At 37.0% G+C, this 13,554-nt stretch carries 10 protein-coding genes and 1 pseudogene; 10 read left to right on the top strand and 1 reads right to left on the bottom strand.

Features of this window, described 5'->3' with window-relative positions; all coding sequences use genetic code 11:
• The first annotated feature begins 450 nt into the window (after window positions 1–450).
• From CBF35_RS14605 to CBF35_RS14595, 3 genes and pseudogenes are all read left to right on the top strand, one after another.
• Entirely contained in the window at window positions 451–2,178 is a 1,728-nt protein-coding gene (locus tag CBF35_RS14605; protein ID WP_126782521.1) for an ABC transporter ATP-binding protein, read from the top strand.
• On the top strand, window positions 2,179–3,951 hold the full coding sequence (locus tag CBF35_RS14600) for an ABC transporter ATP-binding protein (protein ID WP_126782519.1): 1,773 nt from the start codon (window positions 2,179–2,181) through the stop codon (window positions 3,949–3,951).
• Window positions 3,952–4,095: 144 nt separating this feature from the next.
• Window positions 4,096–4,673 (top strand): annotated as a pseudogene (locus CBF35_RS14595) (histidine phosphatase family protein).
• 83 nt (window positions 4,674–4,756) lie between these two features.
• On the opposite strand, the gene cls reads toward CBF35_RS14595, so the two are convergent.
• The gene (cls, locus tag CBF35_RS14590) at window positions 4,757–6,202 is read right to left on the bottom strand and encodes a cardiolipin synthase (protein ID WP_126782517.1); all 1,446 of its coding nucleotides are present in this window, start codon (window positions 6,200–6,202) and stop codon (window positions 4,757–4,759) included.
• Between the two features lie 456 nt (window positions 6,203–6,658).
• Between cls and CBF35_RS14585 the strand changes: the two genes are divergently transcribed.
• The 7 genes from CBF35_RS14585 (at window position 6,659) to CBF35_RS14555 (ending at window position 13,379) form a co-directional block, all read left to right on the top strand.
• Complete coding sequence (locus CBF35_RS14585) at window positions 6,659–9,571, top strand: pectate lyase-like adhesive domain-containing protein (RefSeq protein ID WP_126782515.1); 2,913 nt, start codon at window positions 6,659–6,661, stop codon at window positions 9,569–9,571.
• Window positions 9,572–9,660: 89 nt separating this feature from the next.
• The gene (locus CBF35_RS14580; protein ID WP_126782513.1) at window positions 9,661–9,924 is read left to right on the top strand and encodes a hypothetical protein; all 264 of its coding nucleotides are present in this window, start codon (window positions 9,661–9,663) and stop codon (window positions 9,922–9,924) included.
• A 19-nt stretch (window positions 9,925–9,943) separates the two neighbouring features.
• Entirely contained in the window at window positions 9,944–10,237 is a 294-nt protein-coding gene (locus tag CBF35_RS14575) for a hypothetical protein (protein ID WP_126782510.1), read from the top strand.
• A 48-nt stretch (window positions 10,238–10,285) separates the two neighbouring features.
• Window positions 10,286–11,038: a WxL domain-containing protein gene (locus CBF35_RS14570; protein WP_126782508.1), complete on the top strand. Its 753-nt coding sequence runs from the start codon at window positions 10,286–10,288 to the stop codon at window positions 11,036–11,038.
• Window positions 11,039–11,090: 52 nt separating this feature from the next.
• Window positions 11,091–12,161, top strand: a complete 1,071-nt coding sequence (locus CBF35_RS14565; protein WP_126782506.1) for a WxLIP family cell surface protein — start codon at window positions 11,091–11,093, stop codon at window positions 12,159–12,161.
• Window positions 12,162–12,179: 18 nt separating this feature from the next.
• The gene (locus tag CBF35_RS14560; RefSeq protein WP_126782504.1) at window positions 12,180–12,809 is read left to right on the top strand and encodes a hypothetical protein; all 630 of its coding nucleotides are present in this window, start codon (window positions 12,180–12,182) and stop codon (window positions 12,807–12,809) included.
• Between the two features lie 48 nt (window positions 12,810–12,857).
• A complete protein-coding gene (locus CBF35_RS14555) occupies window positions 12,858–13,379 on the top strand; it encodes a helix-turn-helix domain-containing protein (protein ID WP_126782502.1) in 522 nt (173 codons plus the stop codon).
• Window positions 13,380–13,554: the final 175 nt, after the last annotated feature.

Genomic DNA, 13,554 nt, shown 5'->3' with positions numbered 1-13,554 from the left:
AGAAAATCAGTGTTTTCTCGGTCACAACATTTACAATGAGTGGGTGTATAAGTCAAAGTAGCAAAATAAAGGGTTGCAGTAACGCCTTTTATTTTTTGTTCAACGCATGCTTTTTCAGCAAATGTGATATTGGGGTCTTTTAAATTAAGTGATAATCGGATATAATCGTTATGAAACATATGAATTCTCCTCCCTGAATTGGTGTAAGCAACTTTATTCTAACTGGAAAGTTCATATGTTTCTATTTTTTTGCGTAAAAATAGGTGTGAATGAATCTCTTCATCCACACCAAAAATTATACAGCCCAATTATCAGGGAGGCGCTAAGTTTACTTAGAGCCTCTTTTTACGCGGTTTTTTAAGGAGTTTGAGATAATTCGAAAATATACTTGAAAAAGAATTTTATTTTAAGTATGATGAAACTCTGACTAAAAAGGAAAGTAGGTTGTGTATGTCTTTATTAATTAATAACATGAAAAATCACCTAAGTACGGTGTTGTTGTCATTTGGCTTAACGTGTCTGATTGTAGGCTCTCAGTTATGGCAACCAAAGTTACTTCAAAAAATATTAAATGCGATTATTTCAGATAGCCCTGATAGCCAAAATGACGTGCTAAAGATTGGTATCAGTTTATTAGCAGTCGCAGCAGTAGGCTTAATCGCCGGAATTATTAATACGATTCTTTCAGCTAAAGTGGCTCAAGAAGTAGCTGCTGATATTCGCGAAGCTGGTTTCAAAAAGATCCAAACTTTCTCTTTTAGTAACATTGAACAGTTTTCGACAGGGAATTTAGTTGTTCGTTTAACGAATGACATTACGCAAATTCAAAACTTAGTCATGATGTTCATGCAATCCTTACTAAGAATTCCGATTCTTTTCGTCGGAAGCTTTATTTTAGCCATGTTAACTTTGCCACAATTATGGTGGGTAATTATTCTATTAGTCGTCTTAGTTTTATTAACGGTGATGACGATTTTCGGGATGATGGGTAAGCATTTTGGCATGATTCAAAAATATTTGGACCAAGTCAATGGCATTGCTAAAGAAAATTTAGCTGGGATGCGGGTAGTGAAATCTTTTGTCCAAGAAGGCAATGAAACAGAACGTTTTGCAAAAGTTAGTGGTAAATTAACGAAACATACGATTTCAGTCGGAAACTTATTTTCCGTGATGATCCCAACCTTTACTTTTATTTCTAGCTCGGCAATTGTCGTAGCAATTTATTTTTCAGCTGACTTAGCAACCAAAGATTTAGCGGTCATCGGGGCTGTTGCCTCATTTATGAATTACTTAATGCAAATTATGATGGCGATTATTATCGGTGGTATGATGACGATGATGGCTTCACGGGCCTTTATTTCTTTAGGTCGTTTAAATGAAATCATGGCAACAGAGCCAGACATTACTTTTAACTCTGATAGCCAAGAATTTATTGAATCTGGCGCTGTCAGCTTTAAGGGAGTTTCTTTTCAATACCCAGGTGAGGATCAACTGTCTTTGAAAGACATTAGTTTTGAAGTTAGTCATGGTCAGTCAATCGGCGTCGTCGGAGCAACTGGCTCAGGTAAGTCTACTTTAGCGCAAATGATTGCCCGGATGTACGATCCGACTGAAGGTAGTGTGGAAATTGATCAGATTGACTTAAAATTAGCTAATAAAGAAAATTTACGAGAGTCAGTGGCTTTAGTCTTACAACGGGCGATTTTATTTTCAGGGACAATTGCTGAAAATCTTCGCCATGGTCAAAAGGAAGCAACTCAGCTAGAAATGGAAAAAGCTGCTAGTATTGCCCAAGCGAAAGAATTTATTGATCGGCAACCTGAGGGCTGTGAAAGTTTAGTTGAAGAGCGGGGAGCCAATTTTTCTGGGGGGCAAAAGCAACGTTTATCAATCTCTCGGGGAGTAATCGGGGAGCCTAAAATCTTAATTTTAGATGATAGTACGAGTGCTTTAGACGCAAAGTCAGAAAAATTAGTCAAAGAAGCCTTGAACAACGAGCTAGGAAACACGACAACTTTTATCATCGCCCAAAAAATTTCATCTGTTGTTCAAGCGGATCAAATTTTAGTCCTTGATCAAGGAGAACTTGTTGCAACTGGTACCCATCAGGAATTAATTACGTCTAGTCCCGTCTACCGTGAGATTTACGAGACTCAAAAAGGGAAAGAGGTGGAGTAGATGAAAAAAAATAATAGTATTAACGCCTTCTTTTGGAAGTATTTAAAAGCTTATAAATTGCAACTACTGATTATTATTGTCGCTATTATCTTTTCAACATATCTCCAAGTTAAGACTCCGGAATTAATCGGTAAAGGCTTAGAAGAATTAGCCTTGTACGCAGGGACCTTTATGGCAACTGGTGCAGCTGATAAATCACCATTTAGCGACATTATGAAATTATTAGTCATGCTTTACGTGATGAACTGGATTGCCATGTTTATTCAAAATATTTTAATGGCAGGGGTAACTGGTCGTTCAACGAATACGATGCGTATAGATTTATTTAAAAAAATCGAAAAAATGACTATCCGTTTCTTTGACAGCCATCAAGATGGTGAGATTCTTAGTCGCTTTACTTCAGATTTAGACAATATTTCTAATACAATGAACCAAGCCCTAATCCAAGTCTTAACAAATGTTTCGATGATGATTGGTGTCTTATTAATGATGTTCCGCCAAAACGTTCAAATGTCTTGGGCGACTTTAGGAATGGCGCCAGTGGCGATCCTTGTGGCAGTGATAATTATTCGCCAAGCTCGTAAATATGTTAATGTTCAACAAGACAGTATTGGTGAGCTAAATGCCTACATTGATGAAAAGATCTCTGGTCAAAAAGTCATTATTACAAATGGTTTAGAAGATGAGACAATGACTGGCTTTACTGAGTTTAATCAAAAAGTTAAAGAAGCCACTTTCAAAGGGCAAGTTTATTCAGGGTTACTTTTCCCGACAATGCAAGGTTTGGCTTTATTCAACACCGCCATCGTCATCTTTTTCGGTAGTTATTTAGTACTAGATGCGAGTATCGAACGGGCAGCAGGCTTAGGTTTAATTGTGACTTTTGTCCAATATTCCCAACAGTTCTACATGCCTTTAACGCAAATTTCATCACAGTTTAGCATGCTCCAGTTAGCCTTTACCGGCGCTCGCCGCTTAAATGAAATTTTTGATGAAGCAGATGAAAGTGAACGGGAAAACGCTTCTGAAATTACTGGCGTTAATGCTGGGATTCAATTAAAGCATGTCGATTTTGCTTATCAAAAAGATAGGCCGATTTTAAAAGACATTAATATTGAAGCGAAAAAAGGTCAAATGGTGGCTTTAGTTGGGCCGACTGGTTCTGGTAAAACAACGATTATGAACTTGCTTAATCGCTTTTATAATGTGGATAATGGTGAAATCTTAATTGATGGTAAAGACATTCGCGACATAACTTTACCAAGCTTGCGCTCAAAGATTGGGATAGTTTTACAAGATTCTGTCTTATTTACCGGAACAATTCGCGATAATATTGTCTTTGGTAAACCAGAAGCTACTGATCAAGAAGTGGAAGAGGCCGCTAAACAAGCTAATATCCATGACTTTATTATGTCATTAGAGGAAGGCTACGAGACGACAGTTAGTGACGAAAACAACATTTTTAGTGTCGGCCAAAAGCAATTAATTAGTATTGCCCGGACGATTATTACTAACCCTGACTTACTCATCTTAGATGAAGCCACTAGTAACGTTGATACAGTGACGGAAAGTCGCATTCAAAAAGCCATGGAGCGAATCATCGCTGGCCGCACAAGTTTCGTGATTGCTCATCGTTTAAAAACAATCTTAAATGCTGACTACATTGTAGTCTTACATTTAGGAGAAGTCATTGAAGAAGGGACTCATAATGAACTCTTAGCTCAAGATGGATTCTATGCTGAGCTATACAACAATCAATTCGTATTTGAATAAAAAACAAAGAAAGAACATCGTCTGACGATGTTCTTTTTTTGATGCTTTCGAGGCATGAGCTTGTTAATTATCAAGCATTGGCTTTATTGTCACTCTCAGTGTAGACTGAAATTAATAAAAATGACTTAAGAAAGGTCTGGTATTATGTCAAAAACCCTTTATTTAATGCGTCACGGTCAAACCTTATTCAATGAACGAAAAAAAATTCAAGGCTGGTCAGATGCCCCTTTAACAGCTCTCGGAATTAAACAGGCACAAGTTGCTGGCGAATACTTTCGAAAGGCGCAAATCACGCTTGAGGAGGCTTATAGCTCAACCTCTGAGCGAGCTTCCGATACTTTAGAGCTTGTCACTGACAATCAACTTAGTTATCAGCGTGTCAAAGGCTTGAAAGAATGGAACTTTGGCACGTTTGAAGGTGAAAGCGAAGACTTAAACCCACCACTGCCTTATAATGACTTTTTTGTCACTTTTGGCGGTGAGAGTCAAGCAGAACTGACCCAGCGAATTTCTAAAACAATTTTCGAACTAGTATCAACGAGAGCCACAAAGAGACGTTACTAATTGTTTCTCACGGAGCAGCTTGCCGCAATTTTATGCGTGCTTGGGAACATAATCAAAAACTCACACTTAATGAGCCCCTTAGAAATTGTTGCATTTTAAAATTCATTTTTGAAAATGAGCAATTTTACTTTCAAGAAATAATTAACCATGATTTTTAACTAAAAAGACTATAGCAAAAAAAGCATTGATTCAGAATCAGGGAATCAATGCTTTTTGGCTATCTTGTAAGGATCAGACTAGTCTATAAGATTGGTGATAATAAACGGGAAATTTGTTGCTTAAAAATTAACCAAGGGGACATCTCTTTAACAACTTCTGGTGTTAAGTATGAACATGTTCTTTGATCTGCTTCAAAGATCTTGGCTAGCTTATCAACAATCACTGGATCATGAAGAACAGCACTGGCTTCAAAATTAAGTTTGTAACTACGAATGTCTTGATTCGCAGAACCAACGATGCAAATATCATCATCCATAATTAAGGTTTTAGCATGCATAAAGCCACCTTCATAAATTAAAATTTCGATGTCTTCTTTAATTAGCTGACGACCATAATACTGGGTTGCTCGATAAATAAAAGGGTGATCCGGTTTGTCAGGAATCATAATTTTGACGTCCACACCTGAGCGCGCAGCAATTCTTAAGGCTGCCAGGACACTGTCATCAGGAACTAAGTAGGGGGTCTGTAACCATAAACGTCTTTTAGCTGAAGTAATCAATTTAATGAAAGCTAATTTAATTTGTTCATCTTCATTATTAGGTCCACTAGCAATAATTTGGATTGCCGTATCCCCTTTAGGTAAGTCTTCTTCAGAACGATAAAAATAGGCAGACTTATATTCCAGCTTTTCTTGATGAGGACGAGAGACGTTCCAATCTCGAATAAAGCGTATTTGTAATAAGGAAGCCGCCGGACCTTGAATCCGTAAGTGAGTATCACGCCAGTAGCCAAACTTTTTTGTCACACCGGCATATTGATTCGCCACATTAAAGCCACCGATGTAGCTTGTTGTACCGTCAACGACAACAATTTTACGGTGATTGTGATAGTTTAAACGTAATTTCATTAAAGAGCGCTGGGACGTAATATAAGTTTGAACCATCCCACCTAACGAACGTAACTTTTTAAAATCCCGATCTTTCGTTCCTAGTGAACCAAAGGCATCGTAAAGTAAACAAACTTCAACGCCTTCTGCAGCTTTTTCTTCAAGAACTTTTAGTATTTCACTACCAACTTCGTCAGTCACAAAGGCATAATATTCAATATGAATACTGAACTTAGCTGCCCGAAAATCGGCTAACATCTTTTGAAATTTATCTGTGCCATCAGTAATTATTTCAACGTCGTTTTCTTCGGTAATTGGTAAATTGTTTAAGTTAGAAAAGAATTGAACAAAATTTTCATTTTCTTCACGAGCGCCATTTTCACCATAGAAATTTGCTGCTTGACCTTGGAAATCCCGAAGTTTGTCAATTTCCTCTTGATCACTTTGGTCTAATTTGAAATTTTTCTTATCGCCTAAACCTCGGCCAACAAATAAGTAAATCACGAATCCACCAACTGGAATGCTAATCAAAACTAATAACCAGGCCCAGATGGCAGCAACATCACGAGGTTTCATTAAAATGGTAATCCCTGCGGCTATCGCATTAATTAAATAAATAATTGTTAAAATTGTAAAAACCATAAATAACCCCTCCAAAATCTTCTATCACCTTAGTATAAAGTGAAAAAGTGGTCAGGTCTAGTATAAGAGTCTAATTGGTTTAGATTAGCAAGTTGACATTGTTTTGTCTTATATGGGGCAGGTGGTCATAAAAAGTTTGTGGCTTGAAAAGTTTAAAAACCCTTAATAGTGAGTAGTTAAAGAACAAATATAGCCAGATATCTGACAAAACCTTGTTATTTTATTAACTTGTACTAATATAATAGTTGCGATAAAACATTTCTCATTTCTCGTTCGTAAAGTTGTAGTTAAATGAGAAAGCGAACATCTTTTTATCAATTTGTAGACTTACAAAAGCTGTTATGATAGCATTAGTTTTAGAAAAACTTTTAAAAATCGTTCGTTTTGAGAAATGAGAAAATAGAGTTGTTTTATCACGGATGATATTTTATTTTTTTCGCGAAGGGAGGATACATAGTGAGAAAAATTTCTTGGTTATTATCATTCATCGTTATATTATCGATTTTTTTATTACCTGGAAATTTAAGTACGTTTAAAGCTGAAAAACTAGAGGAAGTCACAACTGATTCTAAAAATAATGATTTTCAGCTAGAAAGTCACCAGACTATCGACGAGGAGCAAGAGCTTAATTCCGCGATTGTTAGTACAGAAAAGTCTGAAACTGACTCTAGTCACTTGCCGATTTTAAATCAAACAGAGCAAAAGACTGATGTCCTGAGGTCTACTAAAGCCAATGTCACAAATTGGCACCAATTTATCCGGGCCTTAGTCAATAATCAAGTCTCAACGATTAATATCACTGCTGACATTTTAGTTCCTAACCGGCCACGTGATGGTTTAGAAGATGTCACACGGCGAAATAACACTAATGTTTCTGGGACTTCACGCTATATGCACATTACCCCAACAAACATTGCTAGAAAGGTTACGATTGAAGGGAACGGTCATTTAATGGACTTTGGTGCCCTTAGTCTCTTGTATGACAACAGCAATTTAACTGGTACGACGAGTGGTTGGCATTTGATTTGGAAAGATTTAACGATTTACCATGGTAATATTTATGGTTTTACGACTTTGAACGATTTAAATACGACTAATCAAGGGAAATCTTCAATTACTTATCACAATATAATTAACTACGGCAGTCAACTCATTCATTCCCCTCGAACTGACGTTACTATCTCAGGAACAACTAAGAACATGCAAGTTGCTTCTTACTCAACTATTTTTAGAAATAATTGGTTAACAGATGGGGATCGTCAAATTAATATGTATGTTACGAATTTAACGTTAGCAGAGGATGCTCATTTCGAAATGTTCTCTTTGAGAGCTGGGAACATTCTCCTTGGCCGGAGTGGGGATTTTTTAATGAAAAAAAATTCCACTATGGTTACGAAAGCTGCTCAAAACGATTTAACTGGGGAACGAGATGGGGAGCAAACAAACTTACGCATTGAAGGCGGAAATTTTGTAATGGAAGAAGGCTCAGAACTTTATTTAGTTCCTAAACCAAATTATTCCGCTGTCGCTTTAATTGGTAGCAATAGTCAGTTAAGTATCGGTCGTAAAGCTAAAGTGTTTATTGCCGTTAATGGCCATACAAGTAATGCCAATAGTGACAATCGAAACATTGTAAGGCTTAGTACCGGCTCAAAGTTAACAGTGGCTGAAGAAGGACTCTTAGACATTCGTAGTCATGGCATGGCTTCCTCAAGCTCTAATATTGTCCATGTTGATGGTGTCGCTTCCTTTCAAGTGGAAAAGAAAGGCAGTTTTATTGTCAAAAGTGACAGCACCTCTCAAAGTCAATCCTTACTCTATTTTGCTAGTGCCAACTCTTCATTTGCTTTCAGAGACGCAGAAGTCGTTGACTTAGAAAGAACAGCCCCTTTCAGCGGCTCAGGAACAAGTAACGGCCTAATTAATATCTCAGGCTCTGGGGGGAAGTTAGACGTTGATATTCAAAAAGTCAGTCTCTGGCAACGAAACAACTTCACTGCGGATCCGAATTTCCACTGGTCACCGATGTATGGCATGTCGATCATGTACTCAGGCACAAATGCAAATGTCCAAACAGCCTCCTCACTGACTCCAGAAAATATTACGAATTTCAAGGCGTTTTTTACGACTCGTAATAGTCAAAGAGTCTTGTTCAGCCACATCCCCGACGTCGCCCTTATGATCTCAAGTGTCGCTACTGATAAACCAAGTGATAGCAACTCAAAAACAATTGTTGGCACAACAAATCCTGGCGCCTACGTCAGACTATCAACGACCCCTGTCCTTTCTTCTATTCCACCTGAAATTGACCCTCAAAGTAACCAAATCAAAAGTCCCGTTACTGCTGAAGATGATTTTGACCCTTTATTTACAGATAATTTCACTGTAATCGCCGACAAGTCGGGAAATTATACTTATTCTTTACCATCTGATAGTTCCTTTAAGGCTGGCACAAAAATTACCGCCTATGCATTTTTAGATGGCAAAACAGATGAACAGACCCAAGTTGTTTTAGATAAAACGCCACCTGAAGGTGAGGGTAAAACTTACCACGCTAGTTTAAGTGAGGCAGTTCCTAAGCCTGAAAGTTTTGTCATGAATCCAAAAGATTCCAATCCTTTGGAACAAGAATTCACCTACGCTTACAGCAAAGAAAATCATTTACCAATAGAAGAGCAAATGGGCATCTTAGGTGAACACACAGTGTCGGTTGACTTATTTGATGAAGCGGGCAATAGTCAAAGCATTGATGGAACCTTAATCGTTCACCCGGAAAGCAGTCAATTAGAAGCCGTTAATGTGGAAATGAAAGATTTAGAACTTCATGAAATGAGTGACGAAAAATTACTCGAGTATCTCTTGAGAAATAGTCAAGCCAAGTCTTTTAAAATTGTTGATGGCGTGATTACTGACTTAACACCAATGATTGAAATTAGTGACTGGCAAGGACTGAGTCCGACAGCTGAGCCAGGTATCTATCTGCTAACTTTGTCTGTCTTAAAAGAACATTCTGAACTGGACAAGGATTTACATCAAGAAATTAAGGTGGAAGTTACCCAAAGTCGAGGAACTCTACAAGTCAATTTTTTGAATGAAGTAGGTGAAAGTTTAGACAGTTCTTTAACAATTGAAGGCGACCTTGGCGAATTAATTGATTTAACAAAACACGCAGAAATTATTGACATCCTAGAACTCTTACAAGAACAAAATTATTTAATTGTCAAAAGACCACCTCAAGAAGAAGCAGTCGAAATTACCCATGAAGAAAGACAACTAAGTTATGAACTCACTGGACACTTGTTTATCAAATCTGCCCCACAACGATTGATTTCGGCAATCAGACTAACAGTATTTTCGGGACTAAATTAAATCAGGCAGATTTTGATTCACCACTGATTATTTGGGATAACCGAGCAGAATTAAATCACTGGCAGATTTACGCTACTCTCGAAAGTCCGTTGCAACATCAAGAGGATGAAACAAAAGTTTTAAGTGACGCCATTCGCTATCAAAATGATTTTGGAAACTCTGATGACATCATTTTAAATACTGAAGGGAGTTTGATTGAATCTCGTACACATTTATTACCAGGGAATATTGATATTAGCCAAGGCTGGTCAGAAAATAAAAATGGTTTTAAGTTAGCCATTCCCGCCGGAAAAATAAAAAAAACTGGTAATTATCGCGCAGTTATCTTATGGCAATTAGCAACGACACCATAATCGACAGGAGGTCAAAATTATGATAAAAAAACATTTTATTAAGATGACCTTTCCTATGGTACTCTTGTTAATCTTCAGTCCTATCGGAGGCATAAAAACTACGGCGGATATTAATGGTAGTAATTTTAGTGGAAACGGGAAAATTACTTTTTATGATAAAAGCCAAGGGGAAAAACCTAAAGATTCCATTATCATAAATGAAAAGCCACTTCCTCAAACGAGCAACCAAGCTTCACCATTAACAAGCTTAATTGGCATAGGTATTATTTTAGCGATTTGTTTTCGATACAGCATTAATAAAGAGAAGTCATAGAAAAATAGTGACACAATTAGAGGAACTAAAACATAGGAGGAATTATCAATGAAAAAAAATCTAACATTACTAAAATTAACAGGGATCATCTTTTTAAGTACGTCAGCCTTACTAAGTTATACGGCCAAAGCGGTCACAGACTGGTCTGGTGAAGGAATTATTAATTTTACCGAAGACACGTCTATTCCGCCAGTGACCCCGCCAGGAACAACCGAGCCAGAAATTACGGAACCACCAGTTAATACGGATCCGGCGCCCTTAAAAGTCTTATCCGTTAGCAATCTAGACTTTGATTCCCACGTATTGATGACAGACGACTCAAATAAAGTTTTCCCAGCTAAAGCTTTTGTAGCAGCAATTGCCGATGAAAACGGTGATCCAACTGAGGAATTGATTACAATGCCTAATTTTATTCGTTTTCAAGACAAACGTGGCAATGTTGATGAACATTTCTATCAAATTAGTACTAAAATAACGAAAGAATTCACTAATGGTAACAATCGGATTGTTGCTGCTTCATTAGATTACTCAAATGCCATGTTAGTTTCAGGTACAAATAATGCCACGATTCCCTCTCAAAATGTTTTAAGCACAAGTTTCGAAGTTACTTTGGAAGATAGTGTGGAAGTCTTAAATAATCAAGAACCAGGTAAAGGGTTTGGAATGTTTGAAATCATTTTTGGGGAAATTGATAACGGTACAGCAGACAGCTCCGTTAATTTAAAAGTTCCAGGGGAGAACATCTTACGAGTGGGAGATTATGTTGGAGAAGTAACTTGGTATATTACTGACGCACGATAATTCAAGAAGCCAGTTTCCAGGATTGTCATTTTTAAACAAAAGGAGTTTCTTCATGAATGGATTAAGTAAATATTTATCTGTAATTACCTTATTAATTCTACTACTTTTACCAATATCAACTAGTTATGCCGATGAAGAAAGTGAGTTAATTGGGTTTTCCTATGAAGTCATCCAACCTGAGAATCAAAAGAATTCCCAGGTTGGGTATTTCGACTTAGAAATGGCGACAGCCCAAGAGCAAACTGTCTTAATCAGATTAAATAATACATCACAAAAAAGCATTGAGATACAAGTCGATCTTAATGCTGCTAAAACTAATAGTAACGGGGTAATCGAGTATGGACCTAACGCCATTCCAAATGATGAAAGTTTACAACACGACTTTTCGGCAATTGTGACCGGGCCTGAGAGAATAACACTCCCGCCTGAAAGCCAGGAAGAGTTGCAATTACTAATAAAAATGCCTAGTACACCAGTTAGTGGCTTAATAGCTGGTGGAATCCAGCTTCAAGAAATTAGTGACGAGAGCGAAGAAACAACAGACAACGGTATGATTGTCAATAAGTTTGCGTACTTAATTGGAATGATTTTAAGTCAGGGAGAAGAGGAGCTCGAAGAAAACTTAGAACTAAAAGATGTTTTTCCTGAATTGAAAAATTCTCGTAATGCTTTCCTCGTAAATTTCTCCAATACTCAAGGGGAATTTGTTGGAAATATGACTGTCATGGTTGTTATCAGCCATGACACCTTAGGGGATGTCACTTACGAAACTAAAAAAAGCCAATTGCGAATGGCTCCAAATAGTCAAATATTTTTCCCTGTGTTATTAAACGGGGAAGCCATGGTTCCAGGTAAATACCATAGTAGAATCCTTGTGACTACAGACGCAGGCGGGGCTTGGGAATGGGAGAAAGAGTTCACAATTAGCGAAAGTGACGCTAGAAAATTTAATGAGCAAGACGTTAGTTTAATTATCGACCAAGGTTTGTCGACACGTATGTTAATTGTGATCTTTATCAGTCTGCTAATCGTCTCTGGTGTCTTGTACATTGTGATCAAAGAATCTTATAAAGATTTAAAGCGTCAAAAAGCTAGGCAACGGAAAATTAGTTCAATTGATTAAGGAAAGGAAGGTACTTCAGTGAGAATAGAGACTCTAGTATTACTGACATTATATGCTTTAGCTGGCTTAAGTTTCCTCTTAGTAAATGTCAATCTCGTTAATTTTTTTTTACACAAGGCTAAAAGCAAGTCCCATCCTTTAAAAATCAAAAAACTCAAAAGAAAACAGCGAGTACTCAAAAAAAGAATGCTCTATTTAGTCATTTTAACTAGTATCTTAATTGGTGGTGCTTTTTACTTAGAAGAGGAGTACGCTAAAAGTTTTAATGCAGATGACGCCGACCACTTGTTAGAAAGCCATCTTTTGATTAGGGAAACTGAAATACTTTTAGAACTGGCCACAGAATCTGACGATCAATCTATTTATGAAAGCATTAGAGAAGTTTCAGCTCGATTAGCAAGTTTTAATGCTGTTCAAGCTGGTTCTTCATTAAGTATCCAGCGGCAAATAGCTTTCAATCGTTATTATCAACGACTCCATGAATTTGGTATAAACCTCAGTAAAAAAGAGCCTTCCCAAGCAGGCACACAAGATTTAGTCCAGGAGTTTGGGGCAGATATCCTTGTCATTAAAGACCAAAGTAAAGAGTTATTTACTTTATTTAAATTGTCAGTTACCACAGTGGCGTCAGAGTCTGGGCCTACTTAAAATCAATGGCTGCTGCTCATAGGTTGAAGACGTGTTAGGAGTATATTTATGAAAATTGGTATTATGAATAGTTCGGATATTTTAAAATTTTATAACCCGTTAAATTTTTGTGATAAGATTATTCTCCTAGGAGATCCCGCAATAAAGAGCGATCTTTCCTTTGAAAACGTACTCCCTGACATTGCGCCAGAGGATACTTTTCACGCTAACTCACTTGTTGCTTTAGATAGTTCATTAAACGACTTATTTTCGATATTTCAGAGCCTTATGGAAAAAAAGAAAATTATTATTTTTTTAAAGCGGCCTGAAAGACAGAGTATCAGCGATGAACAATATTTTCACTTGCTTTGGGAATTAGTCCAAAATGAGCATCGCTTAAAAAAAGACGAAGAAAAAACCATTTTAAGAAGACCTGAAAAAAGCATTAAAAAAATTGGTCGACCAAGGATTGATAGTGATAAAGCCGCTAAAATAAAAAAGTTATATAAAGAAGAGTACAAAACAATTAGAGAAATTGCGACTATCTGCAACGTTTCTTTAGGGACAGCCTTTAAGTATGCTAATAAATAGGTGAATATGACTAAAAAAAACTCCTTTAATAGTTTAAAGGAGTTTTTCGGCTGTATAATTTTTGGTGTGGATGAAGAAATTCATTCACGCCTATTTTTACACAAAAAAATAGAAACATATGAACTTTCCAGTTAGAATAAAGTTGCTAAGACCAATTCAGGGAGGAAGATTCATA

Origin of the sequence: Vagococcus salmoninarum (assembly GCF_003987495.1) — a bacterium.
Classification (GTDB): Bacteria; Bacillota; Bacilli; order Lactobacillales; family Vagococcaceae; genus Vagococcus_D; species Vagococcus_D salmoninarum.
Note: the sequence above shows the minus strand (reverse complement) of the source record. Positions and strands in the feature narration are given on the sequence as shown.